The 24,331-nt window shown below is 58.3% G+C and carries 19 protein-coding genes; 11 read left to right on the plus strand and 8 right to left on the minus strand.

The window, feature by feature from the left end; all coding sequences use genetic code 11:
• Positions 1–189 precede the first annotated feature (189 nt).
• The 4 genes from AC1RQ9_RS07910 to araD form a co-directional block, all read right to left on the minus strand.
• Positions 190–675, minus strand: coding sequence for a GlcG/HbpS family heme-binding protein (locus tag AC1RQ9_RS07910; protein ID WP_193731690.1), 486 nt, complete (start codon positions 673–675; stop codon positions 190–192).
• Between the two features lie 56 nt (positions 676–731).
• Complete coding sequence (locus AC1RQ9_RS07915; RefSeq protein WP_232272556.1) at positions 732–1,211, minus strand: GlcG/HbpS family heme-binding protein; 480 nt, start codon at positions 1,209–1,211, stop codon at positions 732–734.
• 291 nt (positions 1,212–1,502) lie between these two features.
• Complete coding sequence (locus AC1RQ9_RS07920) at positions 1,503–2,372, minus strand: DoxX family protein (protein WP_485986326.1); 870 nt, start codon at positions 2,370–2,372, stop codon at positions 1,503–1,505.
• A gap of 166 nt (positions 2,373–2,538) precedes the next feature.
• Positions 2,539–4,320, minus strand: a complete 1,782-nt coding sequence (gene araD, locus AC1RQ9_RS07925; protein WP_193731688.1) for an L-arabinonate dehydratase — start codon at positions 4,318–4,320, stop codon at positions 2,539–2,541.
• Positions 4,321–4,454: 134 nt separating this feature from the next.
• Between araD and AC1RQ9_RS07930 the strand changes: the two genes are divergently transcribed.
• From AC1RQ9_RS07930 to AC1RQ9_RS07955, 6 genes are all read left to right on the plus strand, one after another.
• A complete protein-coding gene (locus tag AC1RQ9_RS07930; protein WP_485986328.1) occupies positions 4,455–5,363 on the plus strand; it encodes a LysR family transcriptional regulator in 909 nt (302 codons plus the stop codon).
• Between the two features lie 166 nt (positions 5,364–5,529).
• Positions 5,530–6,900: an MFS transporter gene (locus AC1RQ9_RS07935; RefSeq protein ID WP_227672422.1), complete on the plus strand. Its 1,371-nt coding sequence runs from the start codon at positions 5,530–5,532 to the stop codon at positions 6,898–6,900.
• Positions 6,901–6,996: 96 nt separating this feature from the next.
• On the plus strand, positions 6,997–8,184 hold the full coding sequence (locus AC1RQ9_RS07940) for an SMP-30/gluconolactonase/LRE family protein (protein WP_485986329.1): 1,188 nt from the start codon (positions 6,997–6,999) through the stop codon (positions 8,182–8,184).
• Between the two features lie 211 nt (positions 8,185–8,395).
• Positions 8,396–9,121 (plus strand): gluconate 2-dehydrogenase subunit 3 family protein, encoded by a 726-nt coding sequence (locus tag AC1RQ9_RS07945; protein ID WP_485986331.1) that lies wholly within the window; start codon positions 8,396–8,398, stop codon positions 9,119–9,121.
• Positions 9,122–9,183: 62 nt separating this feature from the next.
• A complete protein-coding gene (locus AC1RQ9_RS07950; protein WP_485986332.1) occupies positions 9,184–10,959 on the plus strand; it encodes a GMC family oxidoreductase in 1,776 nt (591 codons plus the stop codon).
• 2 nt (positions 10,960–10,961) lie between these two features.
• Entirely contained in the window at positions 10,962–12,230 is a 1,269-nt protein-coding gene (locus tag AC1RQ9_RS07955) for a c-type cytochrome (RefSeq protein ID WP_485986333.1), read from the plus strand.
• A 413-nt stretch (positions 12,231–12,643) separates the two neighbouring features.
• Here the strand turns inward: AC1RQ9_RS07955 and AC1RQ9_RS07960 are convergent, their stop codons facing one another.
• Positions 12,644–13,456, minus strand: a complete 813-nt coding sequence (locus AC1RQ9_RS07960) for an HpcH/HpaI aldolase family protein (protein ID WP_485986334.1) — start codon at positions 13,454–13,456, stop codon at positions 12,644–12,646.
• A 600-nt stretch (positions 13,457–14,056) separates the two neighbouring features.
• The gene (locus AC1RQ9_RS07965) at positions 14,057–14,935 is read right to left on the minus strand and encodes a LysR substrate-binding domain-containing protein (protein WP_485986335.1); all 879 of its coding nucleotides are present in this window, start codon (positions 14,933–14,935) and stop codon (positions 14,057–14,059) included.
• Between the two features lie 119 nt (positions 14,936–15,054).
• On the opposite strand from AC1RQ9_RS07965, the gene AC1RQ9_RS07970 reads away from it, so the two are divergent.
• Complete coding sequence (locus AC1RQ9_RS07970) at positions 15,055–16,113, plus strand: YeiH family protein (protein ID WP_485986364.1); 1,059 nt, start codon at positions 15,055–15,057, stop codon at positions 16,111–16,113.
• A gap of 24 nt (positions 16,114–16,137) precedes the next feature.
• Here the strand turns inward: AC1RQ9_RS07970 and AC1RQ9_RS07975 are convergent, their stop codons facing one another.
• Both AC1RQ9_RS07975 and AC1RQ9_RS07980 read right to left on the minus strand, forming a co-directional pair.
• On the minus strand, positions 16,138–18,390 hold the full coding sequence (locus AC1RQ9_RS07975) for a TonB-dependent receptor (RefSeq protein ID WP_485986336.1): 2,253 nt from the start codon (positions 18,388–18,390) through the stop codon (positions 16,138–16,140).
• Positions 18,391–18,641: 251 nt separating this feature from the next.
• Positions 18,642–19,874, minus strand: coding sequence for a lipase family protein (locus AC1RQ9_RS07980; protein ID WP_485986337.1), 1,233 nt, complete (start codon positions 19,872–19,874; stop codon positions 18,642–18,644).
• A gap of 382 nt (positions 19,875–20,256) precedes the next feature.
• Between AC1RQ9_RS07980 and AC1RQ9_RS07985 the strand changes: the two genes are divergently transcribed.
• The 4 genes from AC1RQ9_RS07985 (at position 20,257) to AC1RQ9_RS08000 (ending at position 24,246) form a co-directional block, all read left to right on the plus strand.
• Positions 20,257–20,853 carry a helix-turn-helix domain-containing protein gene (locus tag AC1RQ9_RS07985; RefSeq protein ID WP_227672414.1) on the plus strand — a complete coding sequence of 199 codons (597 nt, stop codon included), beginning with the start codon at positions 20,257–20,259 and terminating at the stop codon, positions 20,851–20,853.
• A 373-nt stretch (positions 20,854–21,226) separates the two neighbouring features.
• Positions 21,227–22,582, plus strand: a complete 1,356-nt coding sequence (locus tag AC1RQ9_RS07990) for an amino acid permease (protein WP_485986338.1) — start codon at positions 21,227–21,229, stop codon at positions 22,580–22,582.
• A gap of 429 nt (positions 22,583–23,011) precedes the next feature.
• Positions 23,012–23,473 (plus strand): hypothetical protein, encoded by a 462-nt coding sequence (locus AC1RQ9_RS07995; protein WP_485986340.1) that lies wholly within the window; start codon positions 23,012–23,014, stop codon positions 23,471–23,473.
• Positions 23,474–23,592: 119 nt separating this feature from the next.
• Positions 23,593–24,246 carry a TetR/AcrR family transcriptional regulator gene (locus tag AC1RQ9_RS08000; protein WP_485986342.1) on the plus strand — a complete coding sequence of 218 codons (654 nt, stop codon included), beginning with the start codon at positions 23,593–23,595 and terminating at the stop codon, positions 24,244–24,246.
• Positions 24,247–24,331 lie beyond the last annotated feature (85 nt).

Consider the following 24,331-nt stretch of genomic DNA (forward strand, 5'->3'; position numbering starts at 1 on the left):
TTTTTTCAAAAAGGCGGCATTCTTTGAATGTTTTTTAAAAAAATCTTCACCAAAAACGTCTTCATGATGCCGCAAAAACCGGCTTTTCAGACAGTATGCAAGAAAATACAGGCCATATTCCTGTAACGGAGGATGGCCTGTATTTTTTACTGTCTGGAATTGCCGGGACTGTCCGGCCCGGACCATCTCCTACGAATGGAACCCGTTTGCCGTATCGGTGGCGACTGCATTATCCAGATCATCCGTCGCGCCACTGACCCCAACCGCCCCGATCAGGTATTTGCCACTCATGACCGGACACGATCCGGGCACGGCCGTAATACCGGGCAATGTCGCCAGAAACGCCTGGTTCTGGCTGATACGCTGGGCCAGTACCTTGCCTGGTGAATGATACAGCGCGGCCGTGCGGGCTTTCTTGATGGCTGTCTCGTCCGTTCCGGTCTGTGAATCATCCATGCGGGTGAAGGCCAGCAGCCTGCCCGATGCATCCACCACTGCGATGCTGACCTGCATGCCCTTCTGCCGCGCCTCCTCCTCGGCCGCATTCAGCAGGCTTTTCGCACCGGCGTTACTGAGCTGCGGGCGGGTCAGCAACTTGGCGTCATCCGCGTGTGCCACGCCAAAGGCAGGAAAGCACGCCAGAATGGCCAGCGGCCCGATATGTCTGATTTTCATGGGAGATCCTGATGCAAGATTGTCTGGATACTGTTTTTTTTACGCTGAAGACCGTTTCAGTGAAAATGCTTGGCCGTATCGACAACCAGCGCCTGTTCATTTTCATTGGTGTCGCCGCTGGTGCCGATACTGCCGACGACCACATCACCCTGCTTGAAAACCGCACCACCTGCGGATGGCAGGATACCGGGGACAAAACCGATGGGCAGGTTCTGCGTGCGCACGGCGTCAAAGAACTCGATCGTATTGCGGGCAAACCGCGCCGCCGATTTTGCCTTCGCGATCGAGGCCTCCACACATCCGGCATAGGCACCCTGCATGCGAATGAAGGCCACCAGGTTTCCATCCGTGTCCTCGACCGCTATGCAAAGCTTGAGATGCCGGTTTTCCGCCAGGCCAACCGCATAATGGGCCATGTCCATTGCCGCGTCGGTCGTGATGTTGAGCTGCGGCGCGGTGGAGGAAGATGACGGCTGCGCAAGTGCGGGGGTCGCGCACGACGCCAGCACCGCAAGGACTTTAAGCAGATGCTTCATTTCAAGGGTTACCTTATTCTCAATGTTATTATTGAACCCCTGACGACGCTTCATGTTCGGCCAGACCGATCCATATCGGGAAAATAAAGACGTCGTTCAGTTCAGATTATACGATAGAACCGATGTCATATCGCACAGAACATTCTATTACAGTTTTTTGCGCGCAGACAAATAACAATTAATAACTCGCGCGCATGTGATAGATAATCCAAGCTGGCGCCATGAAAGGGCGCCAGGAGACCATAGAAAAAAAGTGGACGAAACAAGTATTGAAACGCGCTACCGTCCGATTCAGATATCACGACGCACATGATCGGGGCGGCCGGACACACATAACGGCAGCAGGAACCCAGGCATCAGCCCACGGGCGATCAGCCAGCCATCAATCGAGAACTTTCCCGCCCCCGCAACCGAAAAACTGGCAAAGGCCACGATCATCAGCATCGGGTATTCCCAGCCGCCTACGGGGGGATTGTTCCATGTAAACCCGTCACCGAAATGCCGGCCATAATGGTTGGCGATCAGGTAATACAGCGCCCCGCCCATCCCGGCCAGACGGGTCATGAAACCCATTCCCACGCCAATCGCGACTGACAGTTCACACAATCCACCAATAATGACCGCCTGCCCATCGGGCGGGAACCCGAATCCGACAAAAACCTGTTCCATGTGGTGGAATGCATGTATGCCCGCGAAAAGTTTTTCGGAAAAATGCCCAACCATGTCGAAACCAAAATATATACGCAGTATTGCCACCTGCCATTGCAGGTGATTATTCCACCCGCCAATGCTGTATGCCCTCCAGTCATGGATCATGCAGTCCGCATACAGTAAAAGATAGATGATGAACGTGGCGGTGGAGCACGCCATGCCCGGCACCGACCCATGAATGGCCGCCACCCTCCAGCTGATGACGAATGGCAGGAGTGATGTAAGGAAACCAACGACAAAATTCCGCGGCATCACCGCAACCGTGATAACCAGCGCAAGACCGTCAAGCCCGATGGTGGACAGGCAGGCCAGATCCGGTATGACCGGTACGACAAAGGACGAATAGACCATGGCCGCGGTCGTGCCAGCCAGCGCCAGCCACAACAGCCAGTAAGGCACATGCCGCGGACGCATTGCCGCGAAGGATGGTGGGAGCGTATTCGACTTCATGTACATCTTGTTTTTCTTCTTTGACGGGTGTCGAACCGTATTGCAGCTCTTTTAGGGCCATGGGCGGGATCATGTGCCCGCCCGGCCTGTCATGTGTATTTATCGCTTCCTTCCGGTGTCATGCATGCTGAACGATCGAAGCGGCGGATCGGGTTCGCAGGGACAATCAATAAATAACCGGCTCTGGCACCGGGGGGCCGAAATCGGTCTGGAGGAAGTCGAAGTCACACCCTTCATTCGCCTGCCGCATGTGATGTGCGGCCATCCAGCCATATCCACGTCCGTAACGCGGCGCAGGCGGCGTCCATGCCGCACGGCGGCGTGCCAGTTCCGTGTCCGATACCTCCATGTTGACTGAACGCGCCGCCACGTCCACCGCGATGATATCCCCCGTTTTCAGTAGCGCCAGCGGTCCACCGACATAGCTTTCGGGCGCGACATGCAGGATGCATGCGCCATAGCTGGTGCCACTCATCCGGGCATCGGACAGGCGCAGCATATCGCGGTAGCCTTCCTTCACCAGGCGTTTGGGCATGGGCAGCATTCCCCATTCCGGCATGCCCGGACCACCCAGCGGGCCTGCATTGCGCAGCACAAGGACATGATCGGGGGTCACGTCCAGCGTTTCGTCATCCAGCGCTTTCTTCATGGTGGGGTAATCGTCAAACACCAGCGCCGGTCCCCGGTGCTTATGGAATTTGGGGTCACAGCACGCAGGCTTCATCACGCAGCCATCGGGGGCAAGGTTGCCACGCAGGACCGTCAGCGCACCACCTGCCTCCCCCGTGAACATCGGTTTGTCCAGCGGCCTTATGACATCATCATTCCAGACCTTTGCATCGCGGATATTCTCCCCCACGCTGCGGCCGGTCACCGTCAGGCAGTCCAGGTCAAGGAAACTGGAAATCCGGTTCATCAGCGCGGCAATCCCGCCAGCGTAGTAGAAATCCTCCATAAGGTAGGTCGTGCCCGTTGGCCGGACATTGGCGATCACCGGGACCTCACGGCTGGCACGGTCGAAATCGTCCAGCCCGATGTCAACACCCGCGCGCCGCGCCATGGCGATCACGTGTATGATGGCGTTGGTCGAGCACCCCATGGCCATCGCCACCGCAATGGCGTTGCGAAAGGCGGCATGGGTCTGGATTTTTGACGGTTTCAGATCTTCCCACACCATATCGACAATCCGCCGCCCCGAACTCTTGGCCATGCGGATATGGTTGGAATCCACCGCCGGGATGGAACTGGCCCCCGGCAGGGACAGGCCGATCGCCTCGGCAATGGCGGTCATGGTACTGGCCGTGCCCATGGTCATGCAGGTGCCCGCGCTGCGGGCAATGCCGGCCTCGACCCCCTGCCAGTCTGCGGGTGTGATCTTGCCCGCGCGCAGTTCATCCCAGTATTTCCATGAATCCGACCCCGAACCCAGCGTCTTTCCCTGCCAGTTCCCGCGCAGCATCGGGCCTGCGGGCACATAGATCGCGGGGATATCCATGCTGGTCGCCCCCAGCAGCAGGCCGGGCGTGGTCTTGTCACATCCGCCCATCAGCACCGCGCCATCAGCGGGATAGGCCCGCAGCAGTTCTTCCGCCTCCATCGCCAGCATGTTGCGGTACAGCATGGTGGTGGGCTTCATGAAGTTTTCGGACAGTGAAATGGCGGGCAGTTCCATGGGAAATCCGCCGGCTTCCAGTACGCCCCGCTTTACATCCTCCACGCGCTGGCGGAAATGCATGTGGCATGGATTGATGTCGGACCATGTATTCAGGATGGCGATGACGGGCTTTCCCTCCCAGTCCTGCGGATCATAGCCCATCTGCATCGCACGGGAACGATGGCCGAAGCTGCGCAGGTCGGCGGGGCCAAACCACCGCTCGCTGCGCAGCCTGCGTTCTGCCTGCGCTGCAGTCTTCCCGCCATCTGGCCGTTTTCCGGCTTCTTGCGTCATGCCTTTGTTCTCCCTGCACGCCCCGGTCAGTCACAATGGCCTGATAACAAGGGTGTTTGTTACTGCAGTTAGGGCAAGACAGTTCTGGCGTGTCCAGATTAGATACAGCATGGATTGAGACAGGATTGATATTGATGCTTCAGCTCACGCAGGTCCGGTGTTTTGTCACGGTAGCGGAGGAACTGCATTTCGGCCGCGCGGCGGCACGGCTGAACATGACCCAGCCACCGCTGAGCCGACAGGTCCAGCTTCTGGAACACGCACTTGGTGTTGAATTGCTGGAACGCAACAGCCGCAGCGTCCGGCTGACCCCGGCTGGCGCGATCTTCCTGCCCGAAGCCCGCCGCCTGCTGCGCAGCGCGCAGGATGCGGTCCTGCTGGCCCGCCGGGCGCGGCGCGGCGCGCTGGGACAGGTCGCGATCGGGTTTACGCCGTCCAGCAGCTATGACTTCCTGCCCCGGCTGATCCATGGGCTGCGGGCGGCCTATCCCGATATTGAACTGACACTGGAGGAAATGGTCACGCGCGATCAGGTCGCCGCCCTTGCCTCCCACCGGATCGACCTTGCCTTCGTCCGCCCGCCATTCGAGGCAAGGGAAACCCGCGCATGCAGGGTCCGGGCCGAACCCATGGTGGCCGCCCTGCCCCACGATCACCCGCTGGCCACGCGGGCTGCGCTGACGCCAGAGGACATGGAGGGGCAGGACCTGATCATGTATTCGATCCTGGGCAGCGGCTATTTCCATGATCTTGTGCAGCGCCTGCTGGTCAGCGCGCATATCCGGCCCCACCTGATCCATCACCTGACCCAGATCCATGCCCTGCTGTCCATGGTCAGGACCGGGATGGGCATTGCCCTGATCCCGGAATCGGCGTCGCGGCTTGGTATCGAAAATGTCATCTACCGTCCGCTGGGGTTTGGCGAAAACATCATGGCCGAACTGTTCATGGTCCACCGCGCGCAGGACGTCAGTCCGGTGCTGGGCAATGTCATGGATATCGTATCGCGGATCAGCGAAGCGCAGACGCCATCCCTGCCCTGACGGGGTGATGCCGCCAGTGCATCAATCCATGCGCAGTTTGTTTTGGACTTCCCGCCTTCTTCACGCGTTCCCTTGCGCACTGGACCCGATGCGGCCGCAGGGTGGCCGGGCGCAATCCCGCCCCCGCCGCACCGGTCCGCGTATCGAGGGAGAAAACAGGGTGACCATGACAAGAGGGCCAACCGCAGGCCCCACCGCCACACACGCACCGATCGCCGCAGGCGCGTCCCGTGCAGCCCCCCGCACCGCCATCCGTTACAGTGTCCTTGCGTTCCTGTTCATCATCACGGCAATCAACTATGGCGATCGCGCGACACTCGGCATTGCCGGGTCGTCCATATCGCATGACCTGGGACTGACGCCGGTGGCCATGGGCTACATCTTTTCCGCCTTCGGCTGGGCCTATGTCATGAACCAGGTGCCCGGTGGCTGGCTGCTGGACCGCTTTGGTTCCATCCGCGTCTATGGCGCAAGCCTGCTGGCGTGGTCGGTGTGTACGCTGCTGGTCGCAGGCGTGGGCCATGTCCCGCACACCATCGCCTTTCCCGTGCTGTTCGTGCTGTGGGCCGGGCTGGGACTGGTGGAAGCACCAACCTTTCCCGCCAACAGCCGTATCGTGTCCAGCTGGTTCCCGACAGCGGAACGCGGCCTTGCGACATCCATTTTCAATTCGGCGCAGTATGTTGCCGTCGCGTTCTTTGCGCCGCTCATGGGGTGGATTACCCAGCAGTTCGGCTGGGAATACATCTTTGCCGTCATGGGTGTCGCGGGGGTGGTGCTGGCCACCATCTGGCTCATGCGCATGCGGCCGCCCGCCAGCCACCCTGGCGTCAATGCCGCCGAACTGGCGTTCATCCGTGCGGGTGGCGCGCTGGTGGATATTGATGACCGCGCCATGCAGGTGCGCAGGAAGCTGACATGGCGGCAGGTACGTTTCATGCTGACGGACCGGACACTGGTGGGCGTGTACGGGGGGCAGTACTGCATTACCGCCATCCTGTATTTCTTCCTGACGTGGTTCCCGCTTTACCTGCATCAGTCGCGCGGGCTGTCCATGACGCAGACCGGGCTGGCGGCCAGCGTGCCCGCGCTGTGTGGGCTGGCCGGTGCGATTTCGGGGGGCGCGCTGTCCGACATGCTGCTGCGAACGGGACAGTCGGAAAACGTCGCGCGCAAGACGCCCTATGTCGCGGGCATGGCTATCGCGTCCACGATCTGCCTGTGCAATTTTGTCCAGTCCGCGTGGGTCATTGTCCTGATCATGTCCTTTGCATTCTTTGGCAAGGGGCTTGCCGCCATTGGCTGGGCGGTCATATCCGACATAGCACCCAAGGAAACGCCGGGCCTGGCTGCGGGCATTTTCAACGGGATCGGCAATATCGCCGGTATCGTGACCCCCATCGTGATCGGCTATATCGTTGCAATAACAAAGTCCTATAACGGCGCGCTGCTGTTTGTGGCGGGCCACTGCGTTGTGGCGATCTTGCTGTACCTGTTCGTGGTCGGGAAGATCAGACGGCTTTCCCTGCCGGTGTGAACCGGTTGCATCGCTTTCCTGCACTTTATTGTGTAGCGACAAATTCAATAAATACAGACACAAGTAATAACAAACAATAAGCAAGAGAAAATCTTCATGACACACGTTACCGATGCAATGGGCCACGGTCTGTCCCGGCGTGCCGCCCTGTGTGGTCTGGCCGGTGGACTGGCGCTGGCGGGATTTGAAACCGCCCGCATGCCACAGGCTGTGGCGGCGTCCATTCATGCGACCGTTATCGCCTCCTCCCCGCGCTATCTGTGCAATGCAGTGGCTGCAATTCGTGACGGGACACTGTTTCTTGGCGCGCCACGATGGGACCTGATGGCGGATACGCCCAGTGTGTTTCGCGTGGCGTCCGACGGCACGCCCCAGCCGTTTCCGGGTGGAAGCTGGAATACGTGGAAACCGGGCGCTGATGCGGCCAGTGCCTTCGTCATGGTCAATGGCCTGCATATCTTCAGCGACGACACGCTGTGGGTTGTCGATCAGGGCATCGACCCGACAAAGGGTACGTCCGTGCCGGGCGGGCAGAAGCTGGTACAGCTTGATCCCCATGATGGCAGGGTGCTGCAGGTCCTGCGCTGGGGTGATGACATCCTGCCGCCGGGTTCGGCCATGAATGACCTGCGCATTGCGGGCGACCTTATGTTCGTGACCGATTCAGGTCTGGGCGGGATCATCATTCATAACATGCGCAGCGGGGAAACCGTGCGCAGGCTATCGGAACACCCACTGTTGCGTGCAACACCGGACAAGCCGCTGCGGGGGCGTGACGGGCATATCCTGCGCGACAGTAACGGCAAGCGACCGCTGGTCCATTCGGACATGCTGGAAATCACGGCGGACCGGAAATGGTTCTATTTTTCCACCCCGTCCGGCCCGCTACGCAGGATCCCGACCGATATCCTGCTGGATGCCAGCCTGACCGACGGCCAGCGGGCGGGGCGGATTGAAAAAGTCATCGATCTGCCAACAATCATGGGCACCGCAATCGACACGCTGGGCAACCTGTACTATGCCGATGCCGAACATGGACGGATTGTCGTCCTGACACCGGAAAAGAAACAGCTTACGTTATTTGAAGATCCACGGCTGGTTGACGGTGACGCCCTGTTCATCACGGCCGACCGGCACATGCTGGTGCCTGTTGCCCAGACGGAACGGCTGCCCACGAACAATGCTGGCGTCAATGCCCTGAAGCTGCCCTTCATCAGTCTTGGCTTCGCACTGCCCGACACGCTGGATGGGCAAAAGCTTGGTGGCGTGGTGAGCAGTTTGTGATCTGCCTTCCATGTAATTATTAACAACCAGATACGTTTACCTATGGCTATGCCACCAGGGGAAAAGTAACGCCAATGAACAGGTTCCGTGCGGACGGGTCTTTTCTGGTGTGCCTTGGCCTGCGCACCTGAAACACGGCACCGCAGGGAAATGGCCCGTTGCACGCGCATCCCATGCCCATGGCGGCAATGCCTGTCAGGAGAAAACAATAATGAAGCGGCGTGACGTAATAAAAGGCGGCCTGGTGCTGATGGCGACCTCCACGCTGGCCTCCATTTACAAACCGGCCTATTCCAAGACCTATGTTGGCGGCACGGGTGCGTGGCGGGCCACGCCGCCCCCACCGCTGTCAGTGGTTGACGCCAGCCGGCTGGTGTACCTGACACCGGATGAGGCAAAGCTGGTGGGCGCCATATTCGATGTCCTGATCCCCGCTGATGAACTGGGAATGGGGGCGACCGAGGCTGGCTGCGTGACCTTCCTTGACCACCAGCTGGCAGGTCCCTATGGCACGGCGGCCAAGGATTACAAACTTGGCCCCGTCGTCGAGGGACTGCCGCAGCAGGGACCGCAAAGCATCATGACGCCTGCGGAAATCTACCGCAAGGGACTGGTTGAACTGGAACAGGCCGCACATACGAAGTTCAACAGGTCGTTTATGGAACTGTCGGAAGAACAGAAAATCACGTTTCTTCATGGTATCGAAAATGGCGCAATTGCCTTCGAGACCCTGAAATCGGAGCAGTTCTTCGTACTGCTGTTGCAGAATGTGCGTGAAGGCTACCTGGCTGATCCCATGTATGGCGGCAACCGCGACATGGTGGGCTGGAAACTGGTCGGGTTTCCCGGCGCGATTTATGATTATCGCGACTGGATCGTATCAAAGCGGGGCAAGAAGATTGATGTCCACCCCGTAAGCCTGCTGGGCCGCGCCTGACCGCGCCATGCCCGGCATGGCAATGGACCGCACAATTATAATAAAAACCAAGGTGCACCTGAATGAATTACAAAAGGCCAAAGGCCGATGTGGTCATTGTCGGGCTGGGTTGGTCCGGCTCCACAATGGCGGAAGAACTGACCCGCGCGGGTCTGAAGGTGGTCGCGATCGAACGTGGGGCATGGCGCGATACCTCGACCAGCTTTCCCACCACACGCGACCCGGATGAACTCAGCGGGTCCGTGCGCAAGGACATCCTGCAGGCCCCGGTAACCGAAACCTATACCGTGCGCAACAAGGTCGGCCAGACCGCGCTGCCCATGCGCAAATATCACAACCTGACGCTGGGCAACAATGTAGGGGGGGCTGGCACGCACTGGGCGGGCGCAAGCTGGCGGTGGCTGCCGTTCGATCACCAGCCCTACAGCCATGTCATGCAGCGCTATGGCGCGGGACAGCTGGTGGATGGCCTTATCCTGCAGGACTGGGGCGTGACCTATAACGACCTTGAACCCTTCTATGACCGGTTTGAAAAGATCGCGGGCACATCGGGCACTGCGGGCGTCATCAACGGGCAACGCCAGCCCGGCGGCAACCCGTTCGAGGGATCGCGTACCAGTCCCTACCCCACCCCCGCGCTGGAACGCTCACGCGCCAACGTGCTGTTTGCGGAAGCGGCGACACGGCTGGGATATCATCCCTTCCCCGTGCCATCGGCCATGATTGGCGCGCCCTATAAAAATGCACTGGGCCTGAACCTGGCGCCATGCACCTATTGCGGATACTGCCAGTTATACGGTTGCGGCAACTGGTCCAAGTCCAGTCCCAATATCTGCATCCTGCCGGTATTGATGCAGCGCCCGAATTTCACGGTTGTCACGGAATGCGAGGTCATCCGCATCAACACCACACCCGACAGGAAGACCGCGACCGGGGTGACGTTTGTTGATTCTGACGGCAATATTGGCGAACAGCCCGCCGATATCGTCATTACCGCGACTTTTACGCTGGATAATACACGCCTGCTGCTGCTCTCAGGCATCAGCACGCCGTATGATGTCGCATCGGGACAGGGTGTTGTCGGGCGGGCATTTACGTTCCAGACCCTGTCATGGGGTTTCATGTTCTTTGAAAACGAGTACCTCAACCCGTTCATGAACACCGGCGCCCTTGCCACCCAGATCGACGATTTCAACGGTGACAATTTCGACCATACCGGTCTGGGCTTTATCGGTGGGGCAGGTATCCAGTCGCTCAGCAACCAGGGGCTGCCGATCGGCATGGCGGGGCTGCTGCCACAGGGCAGCCCGCAATGGGGCAAGGGCTGGAAACAGGCTTTCCGCAAGGGCTACCAGAATTACGCGCAGATCCAGGGACAGGGCACAAGCTTCGCCCATCGCGAGCAGTTCCTTGACCTTGACCCGACCTACAAGGACCGTTTCGGCCAGCCGCTGTTGCGCATTACGTTTGACTATAACGAAAACGACCGGCGTTCGGGGCGGTTCGTCCGTGACAAATGCGTTGAAATCGCGCGTGAGATGGGGGCAACGCAGGTCGGGGGGGATTCCTTTGCTGACCGTCCCTATTCCGGTTATACGCCGTGGGATTCTTCGCATGTGCAGGGCGGCGTCGTCATGGGCGAGGACCCGCGCACCAGTGTGCAGAACCGCTTTCAGCAGAACTGGGATGTCCACAACCTGTTTGTGATCGGTGCATCCTCCTTTCCCAATAATGCCGGCTACAACCCGACCGTCGTCGTGGGGGCCACGACCCTGTGGACCGCGAAAGCGATCAGGGACCTGTACCTCAAGAATCCCGGCCCGCTGGTAAGGCTATGATCATGGCAAGAAACCTGCTTCGCACTGCACTGCGCACCTGCATGCGTGGTGGACTGCTCCTGTCTGCCGTCACCTTCCTGGCCCATGGCGCGAAAGCACAGGACGGCGGCACGGATGCCCAGGTCGAACGCGGCCGTTACGTGGCGATCGCGGGCGACTGTCTGGCCTGTCATACCGCACCCGGCGGCAAACCGTTCGCGGGTGGACTGGACCTGAAAACCCCCTTTGGCATCATTACCGCCAGCAACATTACATCGGACCGGGAAACCGGGATCGGGTCATGGACGCAGCAACAGTTTGAACGCGCGGTGCGGCATGGCAGAAGCCCGGACCGGTACCTCTATCCCGCCATGCCCTATACCGCCTACGTCAAGATTACGGATGCGGACATTGCGGATCTGTGGGCCTATATCCGCACAATCCCGGCAGTCAGCAACAGGGTTGTCACGAACAGGCTGCGGTTTCCGTACAATATCCGCACACTCCTGATCGGGTGGAACATGCTGTTTTTCGACCGGTCCGCATTTACCCCGGATACGTCCAGAAGTGCGCAGGTCAATCGTGGGGCCTATCTGGTCGAGGGGCTGGAGCATTGCGGCACCTGCCATACCACCAAGAACGCCTTTGGCGGCGATACACGGGCCACCTATCAGGGCACGTCGCTGCAGGGATGGTATGCCCCGGACCTGAGCAACAATACCCATACGGGACTGGGGGGATGGAGTGCCGATGATATCGTGACCTATCTCCGCGCCGGCACCAACCGCCATACGGCGTCGTCCGGACCGATGACGGAAACGATCGAAAATTCCACACAGCACCTGACGGAAGCGGACCTGCAGGCCATTGCCGCCTATTTCAAATCCCTGCCGCAGCGCACGGTGACCGTGCCTGCGCCCCTGCCCGCCAGTAACCGGCAGATGATGGCGGGCGCGCGGGAATTCGCCGTGCAGTGCAGCGCCTGTCATGTCAGTAATGGCGCGGGCATTGCCAACATGATCCCCACGCTGCAAAGCAACCCGGCAGTCAACGCGCCCAACCCGGACAGCCTGATCAACATCGTGCTGCGCGGTACCGATGGTCCAGTGACGACTGCAAACCCGACCGGGGCCGCCATGCCGTCCTTTGGCTGGAAACTGCATGATGACCAGATCGCCAACATCCTGACCTATATCCGCAACAGCATGGGCAACGCAGCCCCCGCGGTTCTGACCAGCGATGTCGGACGGGCCCGCAAGGCCATCGATGCCCAGCAGGTGGTCTGGCACTGACAACCACATCCACCCTTTCAGTCGCCTGAAAGGGTGGATGCATTTCATACCTGAACGCTGCCTGAAAGTAACGCGTTCATGAAAGTTCCGGGCGCTGTTTTTTTCAAAAATGATGAATATTCCAAAGCTTTTTGAAAAAAACCTTCACCAGAAACTTCTTATGATCCACAGATGTTTCCTGACCTGACCTTTCAGGCAGACTTTTATGACGTATTTCCCTGCTCCGTATTCACAATACTGAAACAGGTTTTTTATTCGCCATGCCCCACCTTCCAGCAGCCTGAAATCACGGCACCGGACGCATACGATCCGTACAAAGATATCCGTTATCATCATGTCATCAGGTGCGGGGTGCCATCAGGTTGGCGCAGGCCCACCGGATACAGGCACCCCGCAACAGTTACCACGGGCGATCAGTACGCCCCGCCCTGCATCACCGTTACGCTGTCACGGCTGACCAGCTTGCGAAACTGCGCGACACTGGCACCGGCCGCGGCGGCCAGCAGACGGGAATCACCCGATACGGTGGTCATGTTGAACCCCCAGCCTATGGCGCGGGCAGCATATTCCGCCGTACCGCAATGCAGGGCCGCACGAATACCGCTGCCGCGACAGGCGGCAAGGATTTTATGCAGGTTTTCGATCATTTCCGGTTCCTCACGGTCAAACCCCGGTGGCAGGCGCCCGTCCGCCAGGCTGAGCGTAAGATCCGCAGGGCCGACATAAATACCATCAAGTCCCGGCGTTGCGGCGATTTCTGCCAGATTGTCCATGCCCTGCCGTGTCTCGATCATGGCAAAGGCGAGGATTTCGTCATTCGCCCCCCCGGCATAATTGCTGCCCGCCGCGAACGAAACCCGTGTGGGGCCAAAGCTGCGCTGACCATGGGGGGGATAGCGCATGTAGCTTACGAATTCGGCCGCCTGTGCTGCCGTGTTCACCATGGGGCAGATCACGCCATAGGCCCCCGCGTCCAGCATTTTCATGATGACGCCCGGTTCCATCCACGGCACGCGGACCATGGGCACCACACCGGATGCACGCATGGCCTGCATCATGGGCAGCGCACTGGAATAATCCAGCGCCCCATGCTGCACATCGATGGTTACGGAATCATAACCCTGCGCAGCCATGATTTCGGCCGTGAAGGGGTTACCGATGGAACACCAGCCATTGAGCGTGGGTTTCCCCTCGGCCCAGAGTTGCTTGAGTCGATTGGGGATCATGTCAGAACACCATCCGTGCCAGTTTTACATCCAGATAACCTGCAATGCCCCCGCTTCCTTCTTCCGGACCCTGCCGGGAAAGCAGGCGTCGCTGACACGTACGCCCACTGCCACGATACCATTCACCATCAATAGACAATCTGAAATTCGTGTACATATTCGGTCCCTGTTATTGTTTTTGACACGACATGTGGCGATTGACCTGATCGCCATTACAGTAAAAGCGCACGGGCGTCTCGCGTTCCCCGGTACGGTAAAACCGTCCCGTTTCCTGCCAGCCCCCTGCCCTGCACACGGGGCCATCCCCTGTTACGATTCATGCATTCTTGCTGTCGTTAGTGGAAATGTCATGATCCGTTGGTACAGCGGACCGGACATGCACCACGACGTCCGCCATCCACGCGCCGTCAATCCATCCGGGCCTGCGTGCTGTCCGTGTAATCACCGGCCCGGACCACAAGATCCTTTTTATATCTGCAGGTAATGTTGCGCATTTATTATATTATCAACTTATGTTGCGTCCGGATGGGATTACTGACCCATCCATTCCCGGAAACCGCAGGTCGGCATGTCGCGCCAGCCCGCATCCCGTCCGTGCCTTCATGGTGAGCTGTCGGCAATCAGGGCCAGCAGGGCTTCGACTGCCGGGCTGCGATACCGTTCCTTGTGCCGCAGACCGTAAAATGATCGCGTGCCCAGCGCCTGTGGCACGGCATGCAACGTACCCGCCTGCAGCGCGGGGGCAACAACCAGTGATGACAGCGCACCAATGCCTGCCCCGGCTTCGATCGCGGTCCGCACGCCTTCGTTGGAGGGCAGGACAAGGCTGACATTCAGTTCCGCCGGTTCGATCCCCAACTGGCGCAGGTTGTGTTCCAGCGTGGCGCGGGTGCCTGACCCCGGTTCGCGCATGACCCAGCATGCAGCACGCAGCCACCGCGCATCCGCCACATCCGGCAGGCAGGGACTGGCCTGTATGATGGTCAGGCGATCGGTTCCGACCGGCCATTGCGCCAGGGCGGGATCATCGACAATCGCCTCGACAATGCCCAGATCCACTTCCCCGTCCCTGACGCGTGTTGCGGCCTCTTCAGTATTGGTAATCGCCAGTTCGATTGCGATCTGCGGATATCTGCGCCGGAATGCAACAAGGGTAACGGGCAGCCAGTACGCCGCAATGGTCTGGCTGGCGACGACACGCAGCGTGCCGCGCCGCAAACCGCCGAATTCCGCCAGTACAGCTTCCGCATGGCTGGCGCGGGCCAGAACGGCCCGGGCTTCGGGCAGGAACAGCCGCCCTGCATCGGTCAGCCGGATGCCCCGCCCCACGCGGTGAAACAGCTTGACCCCGTGCCGTTCCTCCAGGTTGGCGATGGCGGCCGATACGGCGGACTGGGTCACGTTCAGGGCGCGGCTAGCGGCCGTAACATGCTCACGTTCCGCAACGGCGATAAAAAGGCGAAGCTGCTCCAGGGTCATGCCTGTTCCATACCACAACCCATCATGATTCCCGATTGGAATTACAAAAACTATGAATTGGAATGATGTAACGATCTTCCCCTAGCCTGCGCGGCGAAAGGAAGAATGCCGTGACAACAATGCTTAATGCCGCCCTGCGTCCGTCACAGCGGTCCCTGCCCATCGGGGCGCAGCCGTTACCGGGCATCGGGCTGTGCCTTGCCATAACGGGTCTGGCCTGCCTACTTGAACGCGCTGAAGAAATGGTTTTGGGCAGGGCATGGCTGGAAACACTGAATCTGGCCCTGCTGGCCGGTGTCGCCTTCCGCGCCCTATATGTGCCGGGTCCGGTATGGACGCCGGGTATCCGGTACTGTTCGCGCACGCTGCTGAACATCGCCATTGTCCTGCTGGGGGCGTCTTTCAGCGTTGACGTGGTCTTTTCCGTGGGACCGTGGGTTCTGGCCGCTGTTGCCGGTGTTGTGGCCTTCAGCCTGGTCTTTACATGCTGTATCGGACGCATGGTGGGGTTGGACCGCCGCCAGACCCTGCTGGTCGCGTGTGGCAATTCCATCTGTGGCAATTCCGCCATCATGGCGGCCGCGCCTGTTATCCGCGCCGGGGAGGAGGATGTGGCCACCACCATTGCATTCACGGCGGCGGGTGGTCTGGTGGTTGTCATCGGCATCCCGCTGCTGGCGCCGTTTGTGGTTACAGACCACATGGCGCAGGGCGTTCTTGCGGGGCTGACCGTCTATGCCGTGCCGCAGGTTGTCGCCGCGACCGCCCCGTTCGGCGCTGGCGCCATTCATATGGGCATGCTGGTCAAACTGGTGAGGGTGCTGATGCTGGGACCGGTCTGCGTCACCCTGTCCGCGCTATCCGCCCGGTCCGGAACCGGCTCGCGTCACCATGGAAACAGGCTGCATGCCCTGACGCGTCTGGTGCCATGGTACATTACCGGGTTCATGGTCATGATGGCCGTCCGGTCGCTGCACCTGATCCCCGCCCCAGCCGTGGGAATATTCAGCACGGCGGCAACGGCGTTGACCGTTCTGGCCATGGCGGCGCTGGGGCTGGGTGTGGATATCCGTTCGGTCGTGCGGGCGGGACGGCCGCTGGTCCTGACCGTCCTGCTGTCCCTCTGCGGGCTTATGGGCATCAGCTTGCTGCTAGTCAGGACCGCGTTCCACGGTTGATCATCATGGAAACGCCAACCCCCGTCAGAACCCGGTGCTGAATGTGCCCAGGCACGCGAAATTCGGCGCCGTGTAATACGTTGCCTGTCCCGCCACGGCCCCGGTATTATAGACCCCGGATAGATAGTGATGATCTGCAAGGTTAATGACGTTCAGGCGCAGCGACGGGGCCTTGAGAAAGCCGATATCCGGCGCACGGGCACCGATCATCATGTCCACCTGCTTGTGACCGGCAATCTGTTCATCATTCATGAACGTGCCGTATTCCTTGTCCACATATTTCAGGGACACACTGCCAAAGAAACGGCCATCATCATACTGCAGTCCCGCCGACGCCATCCAGCGTGGGGCGGAAGTCGCCATCTTGCCTGCAGTATGATAGGTGACGCCGTGCATTGTGATATCCGTATCCTGCCGCGCATAAAGATATTCAACCGACCCATAGGGCGAGATATGATGCCAGGGATGAATGGCCAGTTCACCATCAAATCCCCGCGTCGTCATGCTGCCTGCATCCTGATAGTAGGGAATGTTGGCAATATATTCGTTAATCTGGTGATGCGAGAAATTGTAATTGAACAGGGTCAGTGACGCCGTAATCCATTTGTCATGGTACCGCGCGCCGACTTCTTCCGATACGCTGTATTCATCATGCAGATGGGTATTGGCGGTCTGGTACGTGCCACCATCCCACGGGCTGTCATACTGATTATAGAACGCGGTTCCCAGTGGCAGGCGGTAGCTGGTCGTCACGTTACCGAAAACCATGATATGCGGGTTGACCCGGTAACTTATGGACATGCGCGGCAGCGGCTTGGCTGAGTAATAATTGGCGTTGTACTGTGGTCCCGGCTGGTTCAGCGTGCCATTACGGGCGGCCATGACTTCCTTGAAACCCAGATTCAGCGTCAGTTTCTTGTTAAGGAAATGCATGGTGTCACCGACATACAATGCATTGATCTGCGTAATGGTATGATAGGCCCATTCACTAAGTGGCGTGCCATCCGTCAGGTGCAGGTATCCGGTTGAATTACCGGCCGCATCAAGTCCGGACAGGGGTTCCTCGACATGCATGTCGGTATAACCGTACCAGTACCCGAATACGAGATCATGATTGGCGACCTTGTAATGCAGGGCCGAATTGAAACCGGTAAAACTTTCCACACCCAGCCAGTTTTCGGTAACGGCGGTCTGGCCGTCCTCTGAATAGTGGTTTCCGGCCAGAGGCGAATTAACCTGCTGCGTCCCGTTAAAATACGGCCCCGTCGTCCCAATGGTCGTAACCCCGAACGGGTAATCGCCACTGCCATGATAGAAATAGGGCGTGACATCCAGCGTCAGGTTGCGCGCCAGCTTGAAATGCGAGGGTGCGCTGAGGATATAATCGGACCAGCTGACCGTCCATGCCTTGTAATAATTCCCCTCGCCAAACTTATAGGTGCCCTGCAGGTCATTCGGATTGTTCTTCAGCCCGTATTTGTTCCAGTCACTCAGGGTTGGCGTGCTGTACCATGCCGTATGTTCGTTGTTGTAGGAACCCGACAGGGAAATGTAGTTGCCATCCCCCCACTCCTTGATCAGCTTATAGTCCACATGCTTGCGGTCATTGCGGCCCGGGCCGCGCCAGGCCCGACTGGTCAGGTCGGAAAAGGACGCAAAGGCACGCAATCCCGTATTGGCGATATCGCCGCTGTCGTAACGGATGAACTGGCGGTTCATCTGATGTGTGCCATAGCTTACATCGATTTCCCCACCACGGGTATGCTTGGGATCACGCATCCGCACCGCCAGCGTCCCGCCCGAGGATGCTGTCGTGGGGGTATCAATACTGGGCGCGCCCTGCTGTAACTGGACATTGTCCATGTTCTCGCTATCGACCCAGTTGGCGGTTTCCGGGGTGTAATCATCCGAATCATTCATCGGCGCCCCTTCGAAGGTAAAACCGATTTCCTGCTGGTTCAGGCCGCGGACATTGATGGTCGATTCATTGGAGACACCAAACGGATCGCCCATGGATACATTGGCGCCCGGTGACATGCTGACGAGCGCAAGCGCGTTTGATGCCGGAGCCTGCTTGGCAATATATTCACGCGATACCGTGCTGACAGACTTGGCCGCCGTTTCATTACGGATCAGCCCGCCACCATAAGACCGCGCCCCGGTAACGTGCAGTGTTTCCCCCGCCCCGCGCGCGGTAATGCCCGTTTCAGCCGTTTTATGGGCCGTATCCGTCTTGCTGGCGGGTTTATGCGCAACATCCCGCGCGGTGGCGGCCATTGCCGGGAAACCGTCAAATATGATGGTCGATGACAGAATGAAAAACGTGAATTTTCTTATATACCCAGGCATACGGCCCCCCGATTGCGATTGATATTCATCAATTACATCCCAACGCGTATTTTATTTATGTATCGTAATGAACAAGTATAGATAACACGCCAGCCACGGGCAGCCTGTCATATTGCCATGGGATCACGGTCCGGACTGTGCATGACCGGGGTCCGTCATCCCATGACGGCCTTGATTATTCAGAACTTGCCGCAATCAGACGAAAACGGTTTTCCATTGAAACGATCCTTGATCCATGTGATCTGATCATCTGTTGAATTGGCCATGGTCGGGTCATGATCCAGGCCGGGATACAGCCGGAACGCCAGGCTGATACCATTATGGCAGGCAGCACGCGCCACATCCCTTACGCCACCCGGCGGCACGGACACGTCCCCGCCCCCGGTAATGACAAATAACGGCCCCTTTACTTTCAGCTTGCCGATCTCGTCTTCCTTCAGCATGGCCTGGACATCAGGGTTACGGACCCACCCGTCCCTGGTAATCTGATCACCGCTCTTGCCGAAATAGGACGCGTAATCGACAAACCAGCACCCCTTGCTGGCGACGACATCATAATGTTCCATCCCCACGGGGGTCAGCATGGACTGGGGCTTGTAGTCGGGATAACGGGCCGTCAGGCCAACTGCCACCATGGGCAGATAGAATGGCGCGCCGCCTTCTTCACGGCGGGGGTGAATGAAGTCGAGCATATTGATCGTGCCCGAAACGGATACCGTGCCCAGGAAATGCGGATCATTGATCTGCTGCTCCATTTCCGCGACACTCCAGCTGGCCATGCCACCCTGTGAATGGCCGTCCACAACCCAGTCCGCACCCAGTTGGGGCAGTGCCGCTTTCGCCGCCATGACTGAATAGATGACGTCATAAGCCTGCGCAACCTTGTTCATGTACTGGTGCGGGCCAACCGTTCCCAGTCCATGATAATCGGTGGCGACGACTGCAAGCCCCGCCTGTGGAAATTTGAACAGGCCCTCGCTGCCATAATACAGATCCTTCATGCGCGAGGGCGCACAGGCCTGCGCAACGCCACTGGTGCCATGCGCCCAGGCCACGACAGGCCAGCCGGATGTGGGCACAGGGCCATCAGGGATCAGGACAAATGCGGAACTGACCACGTCCTGGCGTGTCGCGCTGAGTGAATGATACAGGATCCGGTACGCGGAAACATGCGGCGGCAGCATATAATCCGTCGCTTTTTCAAAACGGATCAATGCACCCGGATAAACTTCTCCCTTGCCCGGCGTTGTATAGAATGGCGTGATGGGCAGGAGGTCGGCGGCTTCGAGGGCCGTTGCCTTGGGAACGGTTTCAGGCAACTGGTCATCCGCGCGGGCGCCGGATGCCAGGCCAATGGTGGCGGTCGATAGTGACGCGATGGTCGCGCACGCAAGCAACAGGTTCTTGTCCATACCCATCTACCTTACATCTATTCCATTATTTCTGAATGACTTGTACTATTGTCATGCGATCATATTTCATCCCCGTGACCAGACATATGACCGCCAGATGGCACGTCGCGGGGACCATCAAAAGACTGTTCATGAACATGAAATCATATCATGGTAGCGCAGACGGCAGGATATGGCTGTTTTACTCAATCCCACGCACGGAGCCGAAATGGCCAGCATAAAAACTCTACATCTCTTTAGTTCATCGTAGATAAAGCCTATTTTCAAAAGGTTCTGACGATTGTATAGGAACCAGAACGTTTTGTATGATTTTCGTATAACATCCGCAACGTTTGGGTTGCAACAGGTTTTTCATGTATATGAAAATAGGTGGTGCCATTTGATGGGAAAGGACAAGGCGGTGATATTACAGGACGATCGGACAACTGTCGGAAGCCGCATACGTGAACGCCGCAAACAGATGGGACTATCATTACAGGCCGTGGCGGACCGTGTTGACCTGTCGGTAGGGTATCTCAGCCAGATTGAGCGTGAACTGTCATCGCCATCCATAGCTGAGCTTGTGGTAATCGCCACCGCCCTGCATACACCGGCGACCGAATTCCTGGAAGATCACTGCAATACGCAACATGATTCCTTTATTGTCAGGAATTCCCGCCGCGGCCTGACAGTACTGGCGGATGGCGTCACCAAGCAGCGCCTGACGCCACTGGGTGACTGCCCGTTGCAGATGTTCATCCTGACGCTGGAACCCGGTGGCCATACGGGTGCGACACCGTATTCCTATACCGGACTGGAAACGGGACTGGTGCAACAGGGTCGGCTTATCGTTTCCATAGACGATCAGGAATTCCTGCTGAGCGAGGGGGACAGTTTTCGCTTTTCCAGCACGCGGCCCCACCGTTTTGTAAATGCCTATGACGGCGTGACCCGCTTCCTGTGGGTTGGATGCGCGCCCTGGATGCCGGATGAAACCTGAACGCTTCCATCAGGGCAGCGCCACTGACGCATGCGGCCTGCCCTGTTACATTACCGCCCCGCAGCAATACTGACGGTCCCGCCTGCCCACCGTCCGTCAATAGATACCGCATGCGCGGTGTGGCTCCCGTCTCACCCCATGGATGCACCATACATAGGCCAGCCAGACAGCAGGCAGGTCTGGGTGCGACCTGATGCACGCTGTATCTGTTACGTCCGAAAACGAAAGGATAGGCCGGGAAATGATCCAGCGCACGGGGATTCATATTAATCCGTAAAAAATATATTAATTATATTCAGGACACATGAATAAAGGATTGATCATAATGTTACTATTATGAAATAATCATAAAAATAAATTCATAGGGTTATGCATGAATTCGACACCGCTCGCCAAAAGTCTGAGATCCCGCCACATTGCCATGATCTCGATTGGCGGCATAATCGGTGCGGGTTTTTTCATTGGGGCCTCGACTCCCATCTCCATCGCCGGTCCCGCCAGCCTGCTGTCGTATGGCATGGCGGGCCTGCTGACGTTCCTTATCAACTGCATGTTGCGTGACATCGCCCTGCACGCGCCGGACAGGGGATCGTTCGTCAATCATATCCGCCACACCCTTGGCGCGCCGATCGGTTTCATGACCGGATGGATTTACTGGCTGGTCTGGGTTACGACGCTGGGCATGGAAAGCATGGCGCTGGCATCATTACTGGCGCCAGTCGTGCATATTCCTTATGGACTGATCGAATTCCTGATCCTTGGTTTCATGACGGGCGCCAATCTTCTGGCCGTCCATGTTTATGGCGAGTGTGAATACTGGTTTTCAATGCTGAAAATCATCGCCATTCTGGTGTTCATAATGATCGGTGTCACAATACTGGTACAGGGACACGTACCGGTATGGAACAATATCGCCAGTCAGGGCCTGCTGCCACATGGCACAATGGCGATCCTGGCGGCCGTGCCTTCCGTCATTTTTTCAATGGCCGGCACGGAAGTCGTGACAATCGCCGCCGGAGAGTCCGACGACCCGGCGCGCAACGTCGCCAGTACAGCGCGAACCGTCGCCTTTCGCATTGTTGCCTTCTACCTTACTTCCATCGCGCTTATCCTGTGTCTTGTTCCATGGAATTCCCTTGTCGCGGGACAGTCGCCGTTTCTTTATACACTCAGGGCAGTGCATGTTCCCTTTGCCGGTACGGCGATGGAAATCGTTATTGTCTGCGCAATGCTTTCAACCGTGAATTCCGGTCTGTACGCAACGTCGCGGGTCATGTTTGAACTGGCTGCCGTCCGGGATGCACCGGGCTGTTTCATGCGCCTTCATCCCGTTACGCAGGCGCCATGGATTACGGTCATGTTCAGTGCGTCTGCGGCACTACTTATTGCGGTTACGGCAATCTTTTCACCCGACGTTGTTTTCGCCTTTCTGCTGAATGCAACGGGTGCATTTGTCATTTTCCTGTACTTCCTTATCGCGCTGTGTCGCATCCGGGCATGCGGCTTCAACCTGCTTTCTCTCCTGACCATCCTTCTCCTGCTCTGCGCGCTTGTCGCCATGGCCCAGGTTGAACATACACGGCATGAACTGGAAACCAGCGTGGGCATGATGGTTTTTGTCGTGGTGATTGCGATGACGCGGCGCGCGTATGGAAATTTTTCCCTGCCGGGACATGATGGCAATGCCCCCCATCGGGATCTGTCCTCCGCCCCGCCTGACGCGCGCTGAAGGATACGGATAATCCATGCGTAACCCGGTTGCACGAAAAGCTGTCACAACCGGACAGGAAGGCTGTGTCAACGCAGGCATCCACGCATGCACATCTTATGGTCAGCGTGAATCCTGACCTTTCACCATGCCATATCTTCCCGGTCGCGGTGCTGGCTGCGACCGGGTTTCGTTTCTGCCCGCCGTAACATGCAACGCCAGTGTGGTTTACTGTCATGACAGATGATGGGGCTGGTGATACGCCCTGCTCCCTTCGCTCAATATCTGGATAACGGATGTCTGTTCCGTCTGTCGGGTACGGGTCTTGATCCAGCTACGGACTGGTGCCGTTTTTGGAATTGACGGGTCTTTTTTTCTAAATTAAACGAAACGGGTTCGTTCCGTTAACGGACGCGAATATGTCATATCCCCTTTTACGTTGGACACATCATGAACTGCTTCAGGCATCCAGGCCTTCTGGTCCTCATGGGCTTCCTTGCCGGCCATGGCATGGCCCATGCGCAGACGGGATGCGCGGACACGGACGCGCGGATTGACATGTCCGCCCACCAGGTGGGTGCAGGTATCGGCTACCTGTGGGGAAAGGGCACGCTATATGACGGCACCCACGCCTATCCCTTTACCGTGCGCGGTGGCGGGGCGTTGAGTCTGGGGGGCATCTCCCTGTCGGGTCAGGGCTGCGTGCGGAATCTTGCGCGGGTGCGTGATTTCAATGGCACTTACTGGACCGTGGGGGGAAATGCGACAATCCATCATGGCACGGCAGGCATTGTCATGGAAAACGCCCATGGCGTGGATATCAACCTGAAGGCAAGGACCCGTGGCGCGCAGATATCAGGTCAGATTGGCCGCCTTTCCTTCCATCTGCCGGAGACCACCCATTCGCAATGACCATTTGAATGAAGACGGCAGTTCTGGCATCTCGATGCGGATATGCAGTACTCCGGACCTGTAAATGACGTGGGGCGCGGGCATATCCTGACTGATCGACCGTAGTTAAGGACGGAAGCATGCCTGTACCACCAAGACCACTCCATACAGGGGGACGCCCGACACCAGCAGGATCGGCGCAACTGGACCGGCATGTTCTTGAGGTCGCGACCGCACTGTTCGTAAAACAGGGCTATGCCGCGACATCCCTTGAACAGATTGCCCGTGTCGCGGAATGCAGCAAGGCCAGCCTGTACCGGCGTTATTCCTCCAAGGCGGTGCTGTTCAAGGCGGTGGTGGGCGCACGTGGCAGGCACCTGCTGGAAGAAGCCCGCGCGGTCGAGGCCTCTTCAAAAAATCCGTTGCTGGCGACGAAGGAAATCGCCCAGTTCTTCCTGGACTTCATGCTCCGTCCCGAAACGGTGGAAGCCTACCGGATCGTCATTGCGGACGGGCACCGCATCCCGTCTGTGGTTGACGACATGATGGCGACCAGCGTGGAACCCTTTGTCGCAACAATCAGCCGTCTGCTGAAAGCCGCCGCCGATGCCGGAGACATTGAATCCACCGATCATGAAGAAACCACGCGCGTCCTGATGGGCCTTGTCCTTGGCTGGCCCTTGCAAAATACCCTGCTGGGCCAGAACAGGCTGATTGACCCGCAGACACGCCACCGCTTTTTTGAACGGGCATGGCAGATCTTCATATCAGGCATCAGGCGCACGACCCCCTGACACCGCCACAGGGCATGAAAGACCGTCTGACCCGGGCGGTTTTCCCCTGACTGAAACCCTGTTCACGCAGGCCGTTTTTTATGAT

It is taken from the genome of Komagataeibacter ossonobensis (assembly GCF_057359305.1).